This is a genomic window from Exiguobacterium indicum HHS 31 (genome assembly GCF_001939065.1).
GTDB lineage: Bacteria > Bacillota > Bacilli > Exiguobacteriales > Exiguobacteriaceae > Exiguobacterium_A > Exiguobacterium_A indicum.
In genome coordinates this window covers 1-21,606 of sequence record NZ_MPSZ01000012.1, presented here as the reverse complement: position 1 = coordinate 21,606, position 21,606 = coordinate 1, and the positions used below count along the sequence as shown (strand labels likewise).

16 protein-coding genes are annotated in these 21,606 nt (G+C 35.2%); 3 read left to right on the top strand and 13 right to left on the bottom strand.

Annotation, left to right across the window (positions count from 1 at the left end; genetic code table 11):
- Positions 1 to 66: 66 nt before the first annotated feature.
- The 6 genes from N179_RS15710 to N179_RS15680 all read right to left on the bottom strand — a co-directional run bounded on the left by N179_RS15710 (position 67) and on the right by N179_RS15680 (position 9,148).
- Positions 67 to 1,809 (bottom strand): methyl-accepting chemotaxis protein, encoded by a 1,743-nt coding sequence (locus tag N179_RS15710; RefSeq protein WP_055970022.1) that lies wholly within the window; start codon positions 1,807 to 1,809, stop codon positions 67 to 69.
- Between the two features lie 729 nt (positions 1,810 to 2,538).
- A complete protein-coding gene (locus tag N179_RS15700) occupies positions 2,539 to 3,186 on the bottom strand; it encodes a hypothetical protein (RefSeq protein ID WP_055970019.1) in 648 nt (215 codons plus the stop codon).
- Between the two features lie 144 nt (positions 3,187 to 3,330).
- Positions 3,331 to 5,070: a methyl-accepting chemotaxis protein gene (locus N179_RS15695; protein WP_055970016.1), complete on the bottom strand. Its 1,740-nt coding sequence runs from the start codon at positions 5,068 to 5,070 to the stop codon at positions 3,331 to 3,333.
- A gap of 463 nt (positions 5,071 to 5,533) precedes the next feature.
- Entirely contained in the window at positions 5,534 to 6,601 is a 1,068-nt protein-coding gene (locus N179_RS15690; protein ID WP_055970014.1) for a hypothetical protein, read from the bottom strand.
- Positions 6,602 to 6,891: 290 nt separating this feature from the next.
- Complete coding sequence (locus tag N179_RS15685; RefSeq protein WP_055970011.1) at positions 6,892 to 7,233, bottom strand: hypothetical protein; 342 nt, start codon at positions 7,231 to 7,233, stop codon at positions 6,892 to 6,894.
- An 82-nt stretch (positions 7,234 to 7,315) separates the two neighbouring features.
- Complete coding sequence (locus N179_RS15680) at positions 7,316 to 9,148, bottom strand: mechanosensitive ion channel (RefSeq protein WP_075643136.1); 1,833 nt, start codon at positions 9,146 to 9,148, stop codon at positions 7,316 to 7,318.
- 809 nt (positions 9,149 to 9,957) lie between these two features.
- Here N179_RS15680 and N179_RS15675 point away from each other — a divergent pair.
- A complete protein-coding gene (locus N179_RS15675) occupies positions 9,958 to 12,480 on the top strand; it encodes an ATP-binding protein (RefSeq protein WP_055970237.1) in 2,523 nt (840 codons plus the stop codon).
- Between the two features lie 72 nt (positions 12,481 to 12,552).
- Here N179_RS15675 and N179_RS15670 read toward each other — a convergent pair whose 3' ends face one another.
- From N179_RS15670 to N179_RS15660, 3 genes are all read right to left on the bottom strand, one after another.
- Positions 12,553 to 13,065 (bottom strand): hypothetical protein, encoded by a 513-nt coding sequence (locus tag N179_RS15670; protein ID WP_053451860.1) that lies wholly within the window; start codon positions 13,063 to 13,065, stop codon positions 12,553 to 12,555.
- Positions 13,066 to 13,182: 117 nt separating this feature from the next.
- Positions 13,183 to 15,072 carry a diguanylate cyclase domain-containing protein gene (locus N179_RS15665; RefSeq protein WP_055970243.1) on the bottom strand — a complete coding sequence of 630 codons (1,890 nt, stop codon included), beginning with the start codon at positions 15,070 to 15,072 and terminating at the stop codon, positions 13,183 to 13,185.
- Between the two features lie 210 nt (positions 15,073 to 15,282).
- Positions 15,283 to 17,553, bottom strand: coding sequence for a putative bifunctional diguanylate cyclase/phosphodiesterase (locus tag N179_RS15660; RefSeq protein ID WP_055970246.1), 2,271 nt, complete (start codon positions 17,551 to 17,553; stop codon positions 15,283 to 15,285).
- A 250-nt stretch (positions 17,554 to 17,803) separates the two neighbouring features.
- Between N179_RS15660 and N179_RS15655 the strand changes: the two genes are divergently transcribed.
- Both N179_RS15655 and N179_RS15650 read left to right on the top strand, forming a co-directional pair.
- Positions 17,804 to 18,346 carry a DUF5067 domain-containing protein gene (locus N179_RS15655; protein ID WP_053451863.1) on the top strand — a complete coding sequence of 181 codons (543 nt, stop codon included), beginning with the start codon at positions 17,804 to 17,806 and terminating at the stop codon, positions 18,344 to 18,346.
- Positions 18,347 to 18,383: 37 nt separating this feature from the next.
- Entirely contained in the window at positions 18,384 to 18,569 is a 186-nt protein-coding gene (locus N179_RS15650; RefSeq protein WP_053451864.1) for a hypothetical protein, read from the top strand.
- 130 nt (positions 18,570 to 18,699) lie between these two features.
- On the opposite strand, the gene N179_RS15645 is transcribed toward N179_RS15650, so the two are convergent.
- The 4 genes from N179_RS15645 to N179_RS17305 form a co-directional block, all read right to left on the bottom strand.
- Positions 18,700 to 19,170, bottom strand: a complete 471-nt coding sequence (locus tag N179_RS15645; protein WP_055970249.1) for a hypothetical protein — start codon at positions 19,168 to 19,170, stop codon at positions 18,700 to 18,702.
- A gap of 142 nt (positions 19,171 to 19,312) precedes the next feature.
- Complete coding sequence (locus N179_RS15640; RefSeq protein ID WP_053451865.1) at positions 19,313 to 19,624, bottom strand: YolD-like family protein; 312 nt, start codon at positions 19,622 to 19,624, stop codon at positions 19,313 to 19,315.
- A 296-nt stretch (positions 19,625 to 19,920) separates the two neighbouring features.
- Complete coding sequence (locus tag N179_RS15635) at positions 19,921 to 20,280, bottom strand: DUF1304 domain-containing protein (protein WP_055970256.1); 360 nt, start codon at positions 20,278 to 20,280, stop codon at positions 19,921 to 19,923.
- A gap of 635 nt (positions 20,281 to 20,915) precedes the next feature.
- Entirely contained in the window at positions 20,916 to 21,188 is a 273-nt protein-coding gene (locus N179_RS17305) for an Rrf2 family transcriptional regulator (protein ID WP_423752129.1), read from the bottom strand.
- Positions 21,189 to 21,606 lie beyond the last annotated feature (418 nt).

Genomic DNA, 21,606 nt, shown 5'->3' with positions numbered 1-21,606 from the left:
AAACAAAACATCCCCTTTGTAGAGCAATTCTACAAAGGGGATGTTTTTTGGTGAAAGATATTACCCTTAAATCTTAAAGCGATTTGTCCCTTTTTCTAAAACATCTGTCGTTTCGTTTAAAGTGACAACTAAGTCATGCAAAGCGGTGACCGTACCAATCATCTGTTCTGATGCTGCAGCGACTTCTTCGTTTCCTGCAGTATGTTCCTCGGCGACGGATGCAATCTCGCTTAACGCGTGACGAATGCGATTTTCTGATTGAAGGACGTTCTGCATTTGACGCGCCATATGTTGTGAAGACTGGGACACGACATCGACGTGTTCTGTCAATCGACTAAAAGATTGATCCGTATCAAGGATGGATTGCTTACCGGCCTCTGTCTCACTGACTGTCTCAGTAAAACTTTTTTCCATCGATCGAGTACTGATGAGGACATTGTTTACAATAGAGGAGATTTGACTGACGTTTTCTGCAACGTGCATGGAGAGATTCTTCACTTCAGAAGCGACGACGGCAAATCCTTTCCCTTGCTCGCCGGCACGAGCTGCTTCGATCGCAGCATTCAGTGCCAGGAGATTGGTTTGTTCAGAGATATCACGAATGATAGAAATGAGACCTTGGATTTCTTCTGATTGTCGATTGAGCTCTTGCACTTGATTCGTTGAACGTTGGACGTGAGAATGGATGACGTTCATTCGCTCGACAGACTGATGCATGTGAGCGCGACCCTCTTGTGTCAATTCATTCATCTCGATCGTAGCGTTATTAATATTCGTGCTGACTTCATCCGTACTCTGAATCAAACCTGCGAACGCATTCATCTCTTCGTTGAGAGAATGAGTCACGTGAGTCTGGCTCTCAGTTCCTACAGCAATCTCTGTCATCGTATGCGCGATTTGCGTCGATCCGTCGAGGACTTCCTGTGAACTAGAGTCGATGGTTTCACTAGTTTGAGTGATCAATGTAGAAGTTTTTTTGATTTCGCCAATCATCTTACTCAACATGTCGTTCATGTCTTGCATCGATACTGCAAGGGAGTGGACCTCATCGTTCGCGCTCACCTTCAACTCTCGCAATCGAAGATCCGCATTTTTTAAATCACCTGCTGCAATGAATTGAGCGACCTCTTGGAGCGTACGAATTGGATCAAGCTTGCGCATAAGAATCCACCGTAAGTAAATCAATGTGATGCCAAGGAAGAGGATGAGGCCTAAAAAGAAGAGCGGGAAGTTTTGTTTAGCGAGAGCCATCGTGAGTTCATGGACCTCATCTGCTGAAATATCCCCACCTAAAATACCAATAACGCTGCCGTCAGTGGATTTAATCGGAACAAAAACACTGATATATTTACCGTATTTCTTGTCTTCGATGATATCAGTAGCGTGTGTCTTACCTGAAAGAACGTCTTTTACGTCTTTATAAGAAGCGCCGGTTGAAGGTTCTCCGATGTCACTTGCGCTCTCCGAAGAGCTACCATCTACCATGAGCTTTACGTGATCATCTTCTACGAGTGCGGTATACGTATATAGAAGACCATTTTGCAGACGCAGATCATCTAACTGAGAACGAAGCTTCTCATAATCTGTTCCTTTTTCGGGTTGAGCGAGAAAACGCTCATATAATGTAGGATCAATTTGTTTTGAGATCCTTTGGAGATCTTGGATAGCTGTCTTTTTGAGAGTAGACAGTGCCGTTTGTGTGGTGTTGAAATAGAGGGCGACGTTACTGAACAAGAAAAATAAAAGAAGAATCATACCGATAATAAGGGATAGTCTGTTTCTTAAAGAATGCGTACGTTTGTTTTGCATACAAGTCCTCCTGAGTTTTTTCCATACAGACAGTAATATCGGTATATGTTATCAATTGTTTAGATTATCCTTTAAAGTAAAAATTTTCAGATAGTGAAGCGAGTGTAAAGTCTTTTGTCAACACTAGTCACTTGATAGACGAATGTAAATAAAAAAAGCCACATTACATTATTAAAGAGGAGTCGTTCCAAAAATCATTGCAGTTAGTAATTTTTCCTCTACCTTTTAAGTATTCATCTACAACTAAAGCAATCTAAGAGATTCTCGTGTTGGAAGCAAAAGAAATGGAGAAACATATACTTTTAAAAAGTATATGTTTCTCCATAGGTTTCTATCTGTTGCTTTATCTAATGCTGAGTTAATCTTACTGAGAAAGTTCAGTTTTTTCTCTTTGGTTTTGTGTGGCAGCACGAAAAATAGACCGATTTGATAAGAGTGGTTTCAGTAGTAATTGAAGAATAACAGCCTCGATGATAGATAAAAGAATCAAAATAAGTACAGAACCGATGTGCAATGCTTCATTTAAATAACACACGTTTAAAATAAATAGTAAAACCAAATGAACGACGAAAGTAATCTTATCCAAAGGATATACCTCCTCCCATGTGACCGATTCATCTGCCTAAAAACTTAAGGTACGAATCAGCGAACGGATGATCAAATAAATATGACATATTACCGTGTATACCCTTCTTCTAGACAATTCTATCGTTCAAAAGTGACGAAAAATTAGTCAGTGAGAAATGATAGCGCATTTTTCCAATTCCCAAATCTTAGCTTGATCATTGGAACAGATGGTCCTACATTATTTTTTAGCCATTTTCGATATTGCGTTATGGTGAGGTTACACGTATTAAAATCTATTTGGGCAGACTCCAGGGCTTTCAGACAATTTTTTTTCGATTGGGCCTCACCTGAAAGATATCCATGGTAAGTTAAAGCTAGTTTCCAGCTCCCGTGATGATGTGTAATGTTACTAGCACTCATCATAGAAGGGTATTTTTTTCTCAATTCAGTATACTGACGTACAGTAAATGAAGGACCGATTTTTTTAGAACATAAGTGTAAGCTTTCTTCTATTGATAATTTGTTCTGAATCAATATTGGCTTTTCTTTTGGGGTACGACTAATTGATGTTTTTTGTGGCTTAGCAGATGCTTTTATCACGCCACTTTCAATTAAAAAATTCTTCCACGTTCCGTAAAGTTGAAGGACTTCTTCATATGGTGGGTATGGAAGGAATTCCGTAAGAGTGATGTAATGGCTTGCCTTTATTGGCGTAGTATGAATTTGCTGAAGTCCTTGAATTAAACGGACCATTTTTTCTTTCTGAATAGCAGGAGAAAGTGAAGAAAAAGAATTTAGCTGTTCAGTCATATTACGATAAATCCCTTCTATTATTTATTACTTACGAGTGTTTTAAAAAAACTTTAATGGTTCATAGAGTTTATCTTAAAAAAAAATTAAAAGAAACGGAAAGGTGCTTTAAATTTTAAAGGTCACCTTTCCGTATAGAAAAACTTAAATATCAAATTTTTTCGATTCTGATTCCAAATGATTCGTTCGCTCATTCAAGTTTTCTACTAAATCGTGCAATGTAGTGATGGTAGCAATCATCTGCTCCGATGCAGCTGCCACTTCTTCATTACTTGCTGTGTGTTCTTCTGCAACTGCAGCTATCTCCTCAAGCGCCATTCGGATTTTTTGCTCAGAAGCTAAAACATGATTCATTTTCTCAGTCATATGTCTGGTTGACGTAGAGACGTCTGTAACCTGAGTAGATAGATTCTCAAATGTCTTATCCGTTTCAAGAACAATTTGCTTACCACTCTCCGTTGCTTGCACTGTAGTAGAGAAACTCTGTTGCATTTGAGCGGCACTCGTCTCGATTGAGGTAACGATTGAGGCGATTTCACTTACACTACTAGCAACATGACTCGACAGATTTTTCACCTCTGTAGCGACTACAGCAAATCCTTTACCTTGTTCACCAGCTCGAGCGGCTTCAATAGCTGCGTTAAGCGCAAGAAGATTGGTTTGTTCCGAAATACCACGAATGATCCCGACTAAAGCTTGAATATCAGAAGATTGTTGTTTCAACTGCTCGACCTGATCGGCAGATTGAACGACTTGTTGATGAATGTGATTCATTCTTTCTACTGACTGTTGCATTTGGTCACGTCCAATTTTTGTTAACGAAGCCATATCTATGGTTGTCTCTTGAATGGTCCGACCAGATTCGGAGGCAGTTTGAATCAGCGAAGAAAAACTTTGCATTTCTTCATTTAAAGACAGTGTGACATGGGTCTGGTTCTCTGTACCGATTGCGATCTCTCCCATTGTACGCGCAATTTGTGTAGAACCATCTAATACTTCTGTCGTGCTGTGATCGATTGAATGACTGGTCGTCGTGACAAGATTTGATGTTTGTTTAATATCAGCAATCATTACTCGTAGCATCTCATTCATGTCACGAATGGAGATTGCTAACGCATAAATTTCATCTTTTGAAGGAATAGTCAAATCCGTTAATGTTTGTTTTGCTTGTTTAAGATGTCCTTTAGCAATTAGGTCTGCGACTGATTGCAATGTTTCGAGCGGTCTTAACTTTCGTCCAAGAACAATATATAACAAGGTAAGCGTTCCAAGAAGTAACAACAATAATAAGCCAATAAAGAGAGGAAGGTTTTGTTTTAACAAAGAAGTCGTTAATTCAGTGACTTCTTTTGCAGCAATATCTGTTCCTAAAATACCAATGACTTGACCCGAAGAACTTTTCAAAGGTACATACACACTGATGTACTCGCCATAATCAGGATCTTGAATGACATCAGTCGCAAAAGTTTGTCCTTTTAAAACATCTTTCATGTCTTTTGCTTTTGCTCCAGTCGCAGGGGAATCGATTTTTACAGCGTCCTTTGCAGGTAATCCATCTACTAAAAGATGAACTTTATTATTTTCTACTCGTGCTGTGTACGCATACATTAAGCCATTTTCCTTGCGAAGGGTATTTAATTGTTCACGTAATTGGTCGTACTTTGCTGATGGCGTTAGTTCATTTAGAAAGGATTCATATTTCTCTAAATTAATTGTATTTGCAATACGTAACGCATCTTTTTCAGCTGTAGCTTTTAAGGTAGATAATGCAGTCTGTTTAGTATTAAAGTAAAGTGATGCACTACTTATAATAAAAAATAAAGTAAAGATTAGTCCGATAATCAACAATAATCGAGTGCGAATGGAGTGTTTTTTCCCGCTCATGCTCAACCTCCTAAATAAATTAGTAACGAGAGTATAGTTCATATATCGGACTGGATGATGAAAAAGTAAATAGTATTTTCAATCACATATATAACTATTTATACATCTTTAAATTCGGGTATATACTAAACTATACTATTCTTAGTTTAATACGATAGAAGAAAAAACGACAACAAGCATTATTTCTAGCAATCTATAAGGAGGATTTGAAAATGTATTCTTATTCAGTTTCTGCTTATCAATCTAAATTCATTTTTGAAAACGAATTAAGAAGAAATGCTTTGACTACAAAAACTGCTAAGATCAAATTGTTTTCTTGTTTAGGATGTCGAACATTGATTCTATCAAAAACAGATGATTTGATTACCCATCATTGCTGTGGAGAAAAGAGGAAGTTCTTATGAGTCAACCACAACTCATTGTTTAAGATAGTTGAATGAACAAACGAAGCAGAAAGTAAGAATTATGACATTATTGTGTTCTTTTTTTCTGATATCCATTCCCATTTTATGTTCTTTCCTTTTCCGATACATCGTATCTGACCTTTATTTCGCAAAATACGCAACATTTTTTCGACAAGCTGTTTACCTGCCTCAGGATGATGTTCTAGCAACTGTTGTTTTGTGAAGGGTTCCGATTGGGACGTTATAAACGTAAAAATTTGCTCCATCTTTATTTCGGAAATGGAACGGTTTTTATAAGCATTAATAAAGCCGCCTATTTCTTTGTAAGCTGTTAGAACAGTTTCTAAGTAGAATTGAGTCCATTGATGTAACGGTAAGATCGCATCGGCATCTTGATCCTTAAATCTTTGTAGAAAGCTGTCATGAAAACTGTCGTAGGATTCATTAAATTGTCGATCGAGTGAAAAGTAACATTGGATTCGATAATCAAATTGGTGAAGTAAGTAGATATTCAACAGCCTCATGAGTCTTAATGCATCATAATGACCTCTTATTTGTTTAAAGAATTTATGGAGTAATAAAGGAATTGCAATTAAAGGATGCATTTTTTGGACTTCAATTGATGATTGAAATTCAAAAAATAACTTTTGAAGGTCAGCTGTAGAAAGACATTGACTAGTCGACGTGATGGAGTGGGGAAGTAAAGGGTTCTCAGGAAATAAACTTGTTTTTTCATTGAATTGGTTTGTAGTCAAATGCTGATTTATTTCCTTATGAATAATATACACGATGCGAAAATCATAAACTGAATAGTCGATGTGATGATCATGTATATAAGAGAGGGCATCACGATGGCCAGCGAGCTCACGTTCTTGTATATGAAAAGGGACATATGTGTTTCTTACCAGTTGAATCATACGTTCTTCCGCTAAATGTATAGAAGTCAAATTATTTAATGCTTGAATCGTTAATAGATTTGCTTGTCTTTGTAAATGTTTCATTAAAGAAGGGTACTGCAACTCTTTTTTATGTAAATGATGGTCATAGAATTCAATCTCATGAACGAATTCTAAAAGGTGTATATTCTCTTTGTAAGAATTCGTTGCACTTAGTGAATCAACTTTCATTATGTTCCTCCATTATTCTAAGTATAAAAATTATCTAGTCTATAATATTTTATCATTATTTCAATTATTTTGAAATTACTGTTGTAAACTCGATTAACTATATCAAGATTTAACTAATAAAATTGTCTTTAAAAGGTTTAATTATTAACTTTCTGGGAATATATTAGTAATGTTATTTCATTTGATTAAACTTGATGACTTATTTGTACCGTGTCAGCAAATGAGCATCGATATAATCAAACTCCCATAAAAGCGAGAAGTAGTCTAAAGACTACTTCTCGCTTTTTAAATTACCTTGAATAATTCATAAAGAAATACTGAAGTAGGACAATTACTTCGTCTATTGGCTCATGAGCAGCTAATACGATTTGATGCTTGCTTCCATTTGAGAACTCGAGATAAAAACGCTTCTCAAGCGTCGGAAGACTTAGATGATAATGAACTTCACCAACAAAAATCCGAGCAGATTCTAATTGTTTAGGGCTCGTTGAATAGTGTGAAATTGGTTCATTGAAGTATATCTTAACTTTCGCCGCATTCGCTGTAGTGATGATATTTTCAAAAACAAAGCACTGTATAAAAATATGTTTCTCTAGGTGACTTGTAAGTTGATCTCCTTTGATGAGTTTCAATGTTGTTCACCTCTCTATCGTAAGTAAAAGGACATTAGTAAATAATGTCCTTTTCGAATTGATCATTTGCTGTATTTTTTGTTTAAAATTGATTGAAATCAGGTGGTGGGTCGTTGGGTCTACGTGAATCCTTTGGACGATCAAAGTTAGGACTTTTATGATCATTCGGGTCGATCGGGTAATCATCTTGTTGTGCTAAATCGTTTTCTGGCAATGCACCTTTTGGTGTACCATGTGTCGTCTCATCCGTTGAAGATGAACGCGCTGAACGTGGTGCACGATCTGGTGTGACATCATCTGCTGCTTGCGAAGCTGCACCTTTTGCTGCATCTTTCAAGCTCGGTGATGAAGAAGTCGATGCTGACTTACTTGGAAGGTTCGATGTGTCAACTTCCGTGTTCTCTGCTTTCTTTTGCAGACGATCGAGGTAACGCGATGCATTATCACGTCCACCGAGACCAAAGGCAAGACCGAACGCAAGCGCAAGTGCTCCCAAGATCAAGATGAAGGCTGAGTTGACGATCGTATCAGCAACACCCAATTGATCAAGTGTCATGAAGACAGCAAGTGCAAGGATCGCATACTTCGCAACGCTTGAGAGGACTTTCAGTTCAGAGTTACCGAACAGGCTGTCCATCGTACGTTTGACGAGGTTGCTGACGATGATCCCGATTGCGAGAATGATGATCGCTGTCAGGACGCTCGGTAAGAACGCAAGGACGGCGCGACCGAGGTCGACCATGAAGTCAAGACCAATCAAGTTGAAGGCTTCGACGACGAAGAGAACGACGATGACGATCTCAACGAGTGCACCAACGATCGAAGCTGGTGATGTAGAAGCTTGGTTTGCATCCCACGTACCGATCTTCAAGTGACGTGTCAGGTTGTTGAATCCAAGACGTGATAAGAGATCCGTCACGAATTTCTTGATGAAACGTCCGACGTAAAGACCGACAAGAATCAGTACGACACCAACGATGATGTTTGGAATCATACCGAGGACATCGTTCAACATGTTGATCGCTGGTCCTGTGATTCCTTTAATGTTCAATTGATCAAGTGCTGAAATCGTGATTGGAATCAGAATCAAGATGAAGACGACTGTTCCGAGAATCGACGAAAGTGATTTCGCATCTTTTTGATCCGTTGACCCGAGGTTGAAGCGAGCTGCGAATTTATCTGTTCCAACAGCATGAAGGAAATTCGTCACGATATCGCGGACGATTTTCGCTACGAGGAAGCCGACGAAGAAGATGGCTGCCGCAGCAATCAAGCGTGGAATGAATCCAAGGAATGACGATAACAATTGGCTGAACGGTTGTGAGACACTCTCAATGTTCAAGGCACCGAGTACACCCGGTAGGAACAGAAGCAAGACGAGGTAGAAGACGATCTCCCCTGCTACTTTTGGATAAGCTGAAAGATCCGTCTGACCTTGAAGCATCTTGTTCGAACGTACTTTGTCGTTCGCCATCAGCTTCGTTCCTGCTTTGACGATGATCATGCGGAGAACGACCGCGATGACGTATGCCAAGAGAAGGATGAGAGCTGCTTCCAAGATGTTCGGGATTGCCGCGAGTAATGTACTCATCGTATCCGCAAGTGGTCCCGCAATGATGTTCAGATCAAGGATGTTGAAGACCAAGATGAGAACGAAGACCATGAGAACCCAGAAGACGACGGTCCCGATGATTTTTTCAGGTGTCCACTTTTTCTTCTTTGGTGGCGTACCCTCTTTTTGAAGTGAGAACTTGTTGACGACCCCAGACTTCTCTAACGCTTTTTGAACTCCGTTCGCGATCAGCTTGGCAATGAGCCATCCAATCAAGAAAATGATGATCGCTCCAAGCAAGTTGCCGAGTGATCCGAGAATGCCGTTCAAGTTCAACGACGTTCCGTTCCAAATGTTATTCATCCTTTCACCTCCGTAATGAGTTAAAATAAAAATATACATGAAATAAATATTTATTTATTCCCGAAAATTAATGAGATAATACAATAAAACTAAATTTTCTGAATATTTAATTTTAAATATTTTTATTTATTTAGCTTTTTTATATTTATTTCTTCTAAAAATGGTATAAAAGAATTCTATTAACTTATTCTTTAATAAAGTTAATTTTTTTTTATTACATGTTAACAACAAATAATGATAGCATCTAATGCTAGTGGAATGACTATCAGAGCAATACTGATAAGTATCAATCCGGTTGCATTGTCTGCTTGTGCGATATAAAAAATACAGGGAACATAAGAATTCCTATATTTGTTGTTATAAAAAGCTAAGTTTTGATCGATTGCATCGATTGATAAATTTGGATGAACGGAATTATGTCTAAAGAAATAAATCGGAGAATGCGTAACACATGAAATAAAGAATAAAGAAAGGGTACCAGTGCTAGGTAATAAAGAATCAATAAAGTATATCCTGTTTTTTCAAAAAATAATTTGTTCATTAAACCATCAAGTAATAAAGAAACACCAAAACCGGCGATGCCAATCAATCCGGTAATCATCAATATAGTACAGATTTTTTAGATATATGACACTTAGTTGGAATGGCTTCATGTCTACGCCTCCTTATAATTTTTTCAAAGGTACAAATGGTATAAACATTCGAAAATAATTGAATAACAATTATCCAAAATCAAAACAAATAGATGGCAAGATTTATTTTAATGAGAAACTTATCTCATAAATGTAAGTAACGGAAAGGAACTTTAAATGAAAATTTGGTTAAATCGAACCATTGGAAGACAAATCATGTTTGCGTTTTATAGCGTATTTATAACATTACTTTTATCTACCCTTTGTATCTATTTTTATACAAAAAACCAAATGATTGATTCACAGAAACAATTAGATACTTTAAGTGAACACCGGACGAAAGCTACTCTCTTACATGAGTCGTGGTTAATGCTTCAATATGACGTTCGAGGTTACGCACTTTATGGTGAAACTTCTGTATTAAATGAAATCAATAAAGAAAAAGCAAATATCGAAGAACAAACAAATTGGTTTAAACTAAATAAGACAACTGAAGTAGATGCGAAATATGCCAAGGATACACGATTCCTTTATGAGTCCTATACAAATCGTGTCATACCGAGCGTCATCAATTATGTTAAAGAGAAAAAAGATGGAAAAATCGATGAGCCTTTCCTACAACAAAATACATTGTCGAAGTTGACTCCAGCTGCAAGCAACGACAATCAACAATTGTCCAATAGTAATAGTTCTTCTTTAGACATGAGAGAAAACATTTTAGATATGGAAACAACATTTACAACCTATCGAAACGAAATAAATAAACAAGAAAAGGCTGCTCAAAAAAGTTTGGGTAGCCTAGTCAATGCATCTCAAGTTCTTGGAGGAGTTAATATTGGGATATTGATTCTATTGACGTTACTCTTTGTACGACCTTTTACAACACGACTTACACGACAGTTAAAACGTTTAAATCGAGAAGCAGATAGACTGGCTCAAGGAAGTGATACGGAGCCAATACCAGTTCTAAATGAACAGGATGAACTAGGAGAACTCACTAAAACATTCAATCAAATGTCAGCATCGATTATTGGACAAAAAAAGTATTTGCAGTTGAATAACGAAGCATTACAAATGCAAAGTGAAGAACTGCTTGCCCAACAGGAAGAGTTACATGCTCAACAAGAAGAGCTCGAAGAAGCATTGAATGTTACACTTCAAAATGAGCAACATTTAAAGTATCGAAATGAACTGACCGAAACCTTGGCATCTCGAGAAGCATATACAGCCTATGAAACAATCATTGAAAAGCTAGTAGCCATTACACATGCAGAATTTGGAGCAATCATTTTTTATGACAGAGAACATTTAGAGCAGATCTTTTCATTCGGTATTACAGAAACCTCACTTGGAAAGATAGCGATGCCTGGTTCACTCTTAGAGCGAGCTAAACTTTTAAAACGCAGTACGCACTCTACTAAACAGATTGCACTAGATCACCCGTTACCACACCCGTACTATATCTACGAATCAGCTGTACCTGTATTAGACGCTGATTCTGATGAAGTATTGGCTTGTATCTATCTTGGTCGCTATAAAATGCCGTTTGAAACAGATGAACTAGAAGATATGATGTCCTTTGCTCGCCAAATTGCGTTATCACTCTTACGCATGAGGGTATTTGATGAGATGCAAGTCGAGAAAGAAAAAACAACGACTCTGATCCATTCAATTCGCGAGGCAATGATGTATTTTGAAGACAATAAAGTACTTGCTAATCATGCACTGCTAAATTTATTTGATTACAGTCAACAGAATAATGAAAAGCAAAATATCCGGGGTCTCATCTCATTAGACGTTCAAAATGAACTATTAGTTCGACGAGTAGATCAGAAAGAAAAGTTTAATGAATTCATTGATAAAGTCTATTCAAATTCAATTCCACAAGAAGACATTCAAATCACATTAAATGATGGAGCGAAAATAGTAACAATTTATGCAGAAGAAGTTCGCTATCATGCATCTTTGAAAGGAATCATGTTGGTGTTAAAAGATGTCACGCATGAAGTGGAAGTGGATCGTCTGAAGTCAGAACTTATTTCAACTGTTTCGCATGAGTTACGAACACCACTTTCATCGATTTATGGATTTACAGAATTGCTATTAGCTAAATCGTACAATATGGATCGTCAGAAGAAATACTTGGAAACGATACACTCTGAAACAAAAAGATTATCTTTGTTGGTTGATAATTTCTTAGACATACAACGTATGGAATCAAATCAACAATCATTTGTGATAGAGACGGTAGATTTAGTGGAAATCATTCAGAACATAGTAACGGTACAGCGTGAGGAGGACTTACTCCACATATGGAATGTTCAAATAAACGAACAGGAAAAAATGGAGGTCGAAGCAGATCAAGAAAAAATGGCACAGTTATTCACAAATTTGATCTATAATGCGAGAAAATATTCTCCGGAAGGTGGGTCTATAGAGATCTGGATGAAGCAGAAAGCGGCTATGATAGTTATTCAAGTCCGGGATGAGGGGATTGGGATTTCTGAAAACGATCAATTAAAAGTCTTTGATAAGTTTTATCGAGCACACACGAGTTCATATCCTAAAATTGAGGGGACAGGCTTAGGTCTTGCCATCTGTAAAGAAATTGTCGAGGCACACAATGGGAAAATTGAGTTAAGTTCCGAACTTGGTAAAGGTACAATCATTCAAGTCATTTTACCAACCAAGCAAAGCTAGCTATAAACTTTAATGAAAAATACTAATTAAAAAACGTCTTTTGTTCGTGGGGCACACGGCTAAAGACGTTTTTTATGTTTTTTGGTAGATTAATTGTCCATTTTCCAATTTAAATCCATAGCGAGAAAAACATTCTAAAGAGATCAATCCAGAATGCGAGATATGATTATAACTTCCATGGATAGAAAATTTATTATACTGGCATTGAAGGTCGTCAATTAAAGCTTCAAGCAACAATCCCCTTTCGCCAATCCCTTCTTTTCTTACATATAAATCCAATAGCTCGAACTCTGAAACGCTGTCAATAAGTTTAGATTCTGGGTGAACCTGCTGAACACTTAAGGAAGACTGCTGGTTCAAGATATTCGGATGGATCGATTGTTCTTCCAAAAGAGTTACATAAAAAATAGAGGCTGAAGCTAAGGTGTTTTTGGTAATCTGAACAAGTTGTTCTTCTTTGTTGTAGGCTAATCCAACAAACGTTTCATAAGGACGTGTTTGCATTTTTACGTTACGACGTGCACATGTTCGTTGCCACTCAGATTGAGGAATCCAATATCGTTCAGAGACAACACGTTTTTTCAAAAAAAATGCAACGTTTAACCCCCCCCATGTATTACATGATTAAAGTATACATGTTTATTAAAGGGATTAAAAGGCATTTTTTTGAAAATATAGTGTTTGGAAAATAAAAAATTAAATTTACTTTTGTTTAGATGTTAGATGGAGGTCGCTATATAAAACATAAGCACCTAAACGATTCTTTTTCGCTTGATACATAGCTATATCTGCCTGTTTCATGATTTCCATAGCAGTTGTTGCGTCAGTGAGAGAGGATGATATACCGATGCTTGGAGGACAGAGTATGGTTTGGCCGTTAATGTAATAGGGTGCTTTTAAAACAGAAAGAATTAACTCGGCTCGTTGTTTCAATTGTTCTTGTGTCAGCACATTTTTAAGTAGTAGAGTAAACTCATCTCCTCCTTGACGTGCAATCATTTCAAACTGTTTCTCTATAGATTTTAGACGTCCCCCTACAGCCTGCAATAATAAGTCTCCAATATCGTGACCAAGGGTATCGTTAACATGTTTAAAGTCGTTTAAATCGATGAAAAATAGCGCTAACTTAAAATCTGATTGTTTGAATGTTCCTTCTATAAGAGAAGTTAAATGATTTTCAAATGCAGATCGATTACTCAAGCCTGTCAATTGGTCATGATAAGCGAGATATTTCACTTGTTGTTCAATAGTTTTTTCCTCTGTAACATCTTTTCCAATGGCAAAAATACCGACTATCTCGTTTTGTACAATGATTGGGATGTTTGTGAGGTTCATACAGATGATTCCTCCTTCACTGTTAAGAATTTTGACTTCATAGCTGCGTGGGGAGCCCTTAAAGACAAATTCGAGTTCTTGAAGCACTATCGTTTTCGACTTTTTTTCAATAAAGGCTAAACTATTTTGACCGACTAATTCATCAGAACTAAGATTAAATAACTGACTACATGCTTCGTTTACACTTTCAAAGTTCCCTTCTAAATCCATCGAACAAACTGGATGAGGATGATATTCGAACAACGACTTGTATCGTTCTTCGCTTACTTCTAGCGCATTAGCCTGATGAATATATTTATCGACAAGTTTTTGATTTTCTAGAACAATCACAATTTGTCGAATGAGTACAAGACAAATCGATATTCCACACCCCGCTGAAATAATGTCAAAGCTATTGGAATGAAATACCATGAAAGTAAATAAAAATAAAATCCCGCTATAAGGAATTAAAACTTGAAAGATGTTTAGTTTTTCCAGTTGTATAGAAGAATGTTTAATAACGAACTTAGAAGTTTTCGTTCTTCCTGCAAAACTTAATAAGATTATACTCAAGATAAAGAGTGGATCAACCACACTACCTGAAGAGATATTATCGATAGAAATTAAATAGAGATAGGCTGAATCTGCAATTGCCTGTATACATACGGCTAAGATAATCACAATCATAGAGGACGTATGGGTTCGAGACGATCTATGCATCATTAAAAAGACAGCTGCAATTAACATCCCAAGGTCACCAATAGGATAAGCTAGGGAAATGATAAATGCTAAAGGTGTAGCTGCACTACTTGCAAGAACCGGAGAAATTAAAAGGTACCAAGAAAATGTCGTTGCGATAATGAGAATAATAAGGAAATCGAACATGAAAGATAAATGCATGATCATTTTGGTTTGATGCATGATTTTATAAAATAATGCACTGAGAATACAGATGATTTGTAAGAGATAAAAAACATCCGACCAACTGATAAAAATTACTTCTTTACCGAACATAGTGTCTGATATCATCCATAAAATTTCCGCTGCTAAATAAAAAAATGTGCCTAGAGTGATGATGGACCAGAATGTGCGTTCTTTATTTATGGTTTTCAAAAGAGTAAGGATCAAAAAATACAAAGCAATCAAGAGGCCAATGATTGAACAGATACTGCTTCCAATGGATTGATAAGGAGAGTTTGGATATAACAAAATCCAGCAATAATAACCGAGTAAATACAAAACGAGAATAAAGTAACGCAGATTGATTCTATTGAACATACCGCATTCGTACTCCTTTTAACGTTAATCTCACTAGTATAGATGTAAAAGAACAGAGATGATTTATGACTTCTAAAAATAGGTGTATGATTCATAGCAGATGTAAAAATATTTAGAAAATCGACAACAATCAATGATTAGTAATGGTATATAAACTATAAAATGCATAGAGCAACGATTATATCAATCGGTTGCTTTATGCATCTTAATTCAGGACGAAGTGACATTTGACTGTGCATACGATGTAAGGAAGTCAACAAAAGTATAGTAATCAACAGGTCTTGAGAAGAGATAGCCTTGACCAATCATACATCCATTTCTATAAAGGATTTCTTTTTGCTCCACTGTCTCAATGCCTTCCGCTACAACGTTTAATTCCAGATTTAATGCCAGTTCTATGATTGTTTTTACCATAGGTGAAGGATTATTATATGAAACTCGATCGATGAAAGATTTATCAATCTTTAAGGTATCGATGGGAAGTTGTTCTAAAACATTTAGAGAAGAATAACCAGTTCCAAAGTCATCAATGGATATTTTTATACCCATTGATTTTATTTGTTGCATTATGTTAAAGCTTTCTTTAATGTTTTGAACAATACTTTCTGTAATTTCTAATTCTAACCATTCAGGATCTAATTTTGTTTTTGCAAGGGCTTCTCCCACCATGCTGCAAAAATGAGGGTTTTGAAACTGAAGAGCGGATACGTTCACTGAAACCAATAATGGTTTAAATCCGATTCGTTGTAACTGTTTGTTGTGCTGTGCAGCCGTGTATAATACCCATTCTCCAATTTCATTGATTAATCCAGTCTCTTCAGCTAAAGGAATGAACTCAGCAGGTGAAATCCATCCGAATTTTGGATGTTCCCATCGTAATAATGCTTCCATACCGACGAGACATCCAGAGGTGAGATCAATTTTAGGCTGATAATATACGGAAAGCTGATTATTATTGATTGCGTTCTTTAAGTGAGACTCCATTTCTAATTTACGTAGCAGGTTTGATTCTATTTCATTGTTGTAAATAACAAAAGAATAATTACCATACTGTTTTGCTTGATAGAGCGCTTCAGCCGTATGTTGTTGAACTTTTTCCAAGGATATACTTTGCTTCGGATAATGGGTGATGCCAATATGTCCAATGATGTTCAGTTCGAAATCAGATGTTTTGAATGTCGGCTGTAATACATTAAAAATAGACTCGTTTAATAACAGAATATCTGCAATGGATTTATGTGGTGTTACGATCATAAATTCATCTTCACTAAAACGATATAATTTAACATTCATATCAATGGTATGTTTTAAGCGATTGGAGACCTCTTTAATAAGTTTCTCACCCGTTTGATGACCGAAAACATCATTAAACATTTTTACTCTTTCTACTTGTAAAAGTATAAAAGTGAAATCTTGTTGACTCATGTCCATTGCATATTGTGTTTCTTTAAAAAATGCCGCGCGGTTTCCTAGCTTGGTAAGCATGTCCGTATAAGCAATTTCATTAAGTTTTAAAACTAATCTATTATTTTTTGAGGTCGTGATTCCTTGCCTTACAATGATCAATAGGAAAATCATGATCCATCCGAAGCTAAGTGCATTTAGTGACCAATCGTAACTTTCCATCATTAAAATTGATAAAACTAAAATACTTAAATAAGGAAAGAGGAACTCCTTTTTTAATGTAGGGAAAAAGGCAGTTCTAGGCTCAATCGTAAGCTTTGATTCATCTTTATAGAAGTATGCGGAACAACCTATAAATAGTAAAGCAATCGTCCAAACGAAGTCGACAACCTTTCCGCTTTGATAGTTCTCACTAATCATCATTTGAGCAAACAGCATATCACCTAATATTTGTAGGAATAGGCCTATGATCAGATAATTCAGGGATTTATTTTTCTTATTAAACTGAATTAGATAAAAGAGAGTAATGATAAAAAATAAAATGCCCAAATCAGCAATTTGAAAAATAACAGTGTATGTAATTTTTCCTAATGAGTGCTCTTCAATACGATATAAAGGATAAAGCAAGTAATAATAGCTGATTGAAATGGCAGCAATCATATAAATCATCGTGTTAAAAAAATAAGTCATATTCGCAAACTGAATAGAAGCTCTTCTTAGTCTGTATAATAAAGCAATAAAATAACATATATAGCATAGTGCCCACAAAAAATATGAAAGTGGAGGGGCTTCAAATGCCTGTTTTGTAATTGTGAGGTTAATGATCCAAACTAAAGTACCGATAAAGGAGAGTCCTGTACCCATACTCAGGAAGAGCCAAAATAGCTTTAATGAAGTACTAAGACTTCTTAAGAGGCGTAAAATCCAAAACGTGCTCACTATTCCAATTATAAGTTGAATAGTGTTAAGAAAAGTTAAACGAATCCACTCAGACCCTTCATAGACCATATTTCCATACCAAAACATGACACTGATTCCTATTAAAATTAGGAATGGCCACTTAGTTACACTATTCAAACTGCTTCCTCCTAATAAAAAGCTTCTCTTTAATTATCGGCTATTTCCAGGTGATATAAAGTAATTCTTCTGAAGAAATAAATTGAGTTCAATAATATTGATAATGATGCAATTATTTGATTATTTTATACTAGAAAGATAAGATAAAGTAGAATATAAAAAGAAAACGCTTTTTTGCATTAAAATAAAAATGAGAGTGAGAGAAAATCGACCTTTATCAACTTAATTGAAAAAGCGGAAGAGTGATACTATGCTACTGGTCAGACCAATAACTTCACTTTTTTTTCTAGTGATCTTTTGTGTGAGTCTTACCCAATCAGAAAACGAGACAAGTAAAGCTGAAAAACGAATAAAAATGAAAAATCTTTCTTACATGGATCAGAACGACTTTTTTGATGGTAGGCGATATATAAGTAATAAATTTAGTATCTACATAAAAACGATTGAAATGATTCCACCTAATCCTATCGAGAATAAAACGATGCCATTGCTACTAATTAAATTTAAAATTAAAAATCTTAGGATGGAAAGTCAAAATGAAATGATATCTTGGTTAGAGTGCTTTCAGGTAGAACAAGGAGGAAAAGCTTTAGATATTGAAGACGTCTCTACTTCTATAAAAACATCTTCAAAACGACTTTTTAATTCTGAAACTTATGATCGAAATAAAGGGATAATTGCTTATAAGTTACGTAATAGGAAAGAAAACGTAGTGTTAAAAGCATATAAGACAAATATCATGAAAGAAGTAAGTGTCAGAACGATACGAATGATAAACAAAGATTATAAATAAATACTTATCTTAATAATGTTTAATGGAGGTTAACTAAATGGAAAATAAAATTTGTTCATCCTGCGGAAGTACTAAATTTCACGAAGCAACAGACTACATTCCACTAAAACCAACAAAAGGATCATTTCAAGGTGCTCATAAAATATTTTCGTTTTGTATGGATTGCGGTATCGTAGATTCAATTCGTATTGAAAACACAGAAATCTTTCAAAATAAGGATTAAATATTTAACCCTTAAAAAAGAGCGTCCGACAAGGATGCTCTTTTTTATAAAAGAAGAAAAGTTTATATGCTCAGGAAAAACAGGAAGATCTATTAATTTCATACATAATGAATACTGGTTGATGAAATATCTATCTTTTTCTTAAATGATACTGTAAATGAATATCTAACCATTCAAGCCAGTCGGATACATTTAACCAACCAAGTTCTTCTTGATAAATTTTTCTTGAAGAATCTATTGTTTGAGCGTGTGTCTTAACTTGGTCGATACGTGTAACTAATTGTCTTGCGCTCTCCTTAAGAATAGCATAATCTAAATTATTTTCTAATTCGATATCAAGATCATCTCGAAACCTTATACGTACCCATGGAACTTCACCATATAAGAAAACTAAGTTCCCGAATCGTGTTCGTCCTTTCGTAGCTAAAGGAGGGGCGAACTCACATTGCTCTGCAAAATCAAGAAACTCATTGCTCTTATCAATAAGGTGTCTATAGAGTTGGAGAATGGACCAGCTGTTCATAGTTTGATGATGTCTATAATAACTCTTTTCATATTCATCTAATTCACTTAATAAAGGATGAACTGGTGAAGATATCATATTATTAACCTCATGTTTCTGTAGAATATAACATATATTATATTTATATGTTTTTAGCTAAAGTATACACAAACTTGGAGATCATCGTAATCTTTTTATTATTGAGGACAGTAGATTTTACAAACGAATATGAGAAATAAGCTTAAATTTCTTTTATTTTGATATGCAATATATTTTTATAAGGGAGTACTTTTAATTCAAGATTTGATTTAATGAGATAAACTTCATGCCGAAAAGAGTCAAAATTTTCAATGTAAGCATCAAAGTATAGAATCCGATAAGAATCGATGGCTGCAATAGATATGATATCTCCATTAGCAGCTGCTTTTTCTATAAAGCTCCCAATTTCAGACACTTTGCTTTCGTCATGGACGATTGAAAAATAGTTTAAATTTTTCTTTCGTGTAGGTAAAAAATAAAAATATTTTTTTGTACTATCTTTGTCTCGAGACATAAAACCATTCCTTTGGACAATTTTAAATGGAACAGAATAACAAAGTATTTATAGATAATGTTCTTATCTAATTGTACCCAAACATGTAAAAAATATAGCTTTTTTTTAGAAAAATTCATATGCCATACAAAAGATTACCATAGAAAATTCAATAAAATTCTTTCATTGTTTCATATTTTAATTTTTAAAAGGTTAAATAAATATCTTTATTAAAGATAATAAACTAAAAAAAGTATAAGTTAGACTTTACACAGTCTAACTTATACTTTTTTAAAAATATTAATATCAATTGTTCTTTATGATACCAAAAGTACAAGTAACAAAGCTATGATTGCTGGTAAACCTTGTTTTATTAAAATAGATCGATTAGAGGTAATAGACCCATATAAAGCTGCAATAATAACACAAGATAAGAAAAAGATCACAATTCCCTGATCTTCACGAATCAGTCCGTATAAAAGTCCGGCTGCTAAGAAACCGTTATATAGTCCTTGATTAGCAAAAAGTGTTTGAATTTGTTTTGACGCTACAGCTTCATCACTGAGACCAAAAGAACGTTTAGCTGCTTGAGAAGATAGGAAAAACATTTCGAGAGCAAGTATGTAGAAGTGTTCTAACGAAACAATTAAAACAAAAATAATGGATAAAAAAGACATAATTTCTCCTCCTAAAGAACCTTTCATGATTTTGAGCTACCTAAGTTATGGCGTTATAAAATAAAGGCAAAAAAACTCTTGATAAATAGATGAGTTTAACATTTTAAGAAGGCATGGTTAAAAAAATTGTGTTCATACTTTCAGAATGATAGTATCTTCAATTGTGCATATAAACAAAAAACGTTACTCATAAAAGGTGTTTTGCGACTATCCATTCAAAAAAAATCAAATTCCGAACGAATTTGCTGCATTAGATTGAGGGCTATTTATTTTTTAAGCGTAATGCTTTCTTTATAAAGTAATATATCATAAGCAATAGTAAATTCTTCAAGTGCAATTTGCATACAAATCAATTGAAACTGTTCTGTTTTCAATATAAAGCTCCTCATTTCCTCTTCCCTAGCCAATGATACACTATATTCTTATCAACAGTTGGTATTTGAATGTGCTTGAAGCCTTCCAAATAGGCAAGAGAGAAATACAACATGAGCAATTAATGATGGATTAAAGACTCTTAAGTAGTTAATTTTTGATTGAAGAGATGAAAGTGAGTGAATGGAGTGAAAGGAGAAAATGGTTTTTAATCGCATGGAAAAATCACAATTCACAACTTGACATAGTAATTAATAAAAGAATCATTTTAATGAAAGGTGGGTAAAGAGTTCATCTGGATTATCTATAAGATCTGCCAGCGTATATTTATCTAGTTCTCTCAAAAAGGCATCTAACGCTTGATCAAACATTGATTTCCAGCGTTCATTTATATTACTAAAGGGAAACAGTGGGCTATCTATTTGTTCAATTAAATGAAGAGGTTCTATTTCTCGAAAAAGTCGACCGATGTTGATTTCATGTGGACGTCGTCTTAAACGAATGCCCCTAAAGGACCCCGTCTTGTTTCCGTATATCCCAGCGATGAAAGTGTCGCATCACTTTTCGTAAATGATTCGATGAAATAATATAGTGATCTGCAATATCTTCTATCTTTTTAAAGTCTTCTTGATTACTTCCTAAATAAAGCAATAATCGAATCGTATGATCGGTATATTGTGTGATCCTCATTTCAACCCTCCATTAATAATTCGACGAAAATGTGATAACACTGTTTTCTCAAGAAAAACGAGCGTATCCATTCAAAACCATTCAGTAATTTTTATTGAAATACACTTACAATAAGGTATTTATTAATAAATAGAGATTATCTTATTGTGGTATAGGGTATTGTTGAAAATGGTTCCTTAGGGATTATATACCATAAAAAAGAATGGAAAAGGAAGATGATTCACATAAATTACTTAAAGGAAGTAAAAGAAACCAATTATTTTG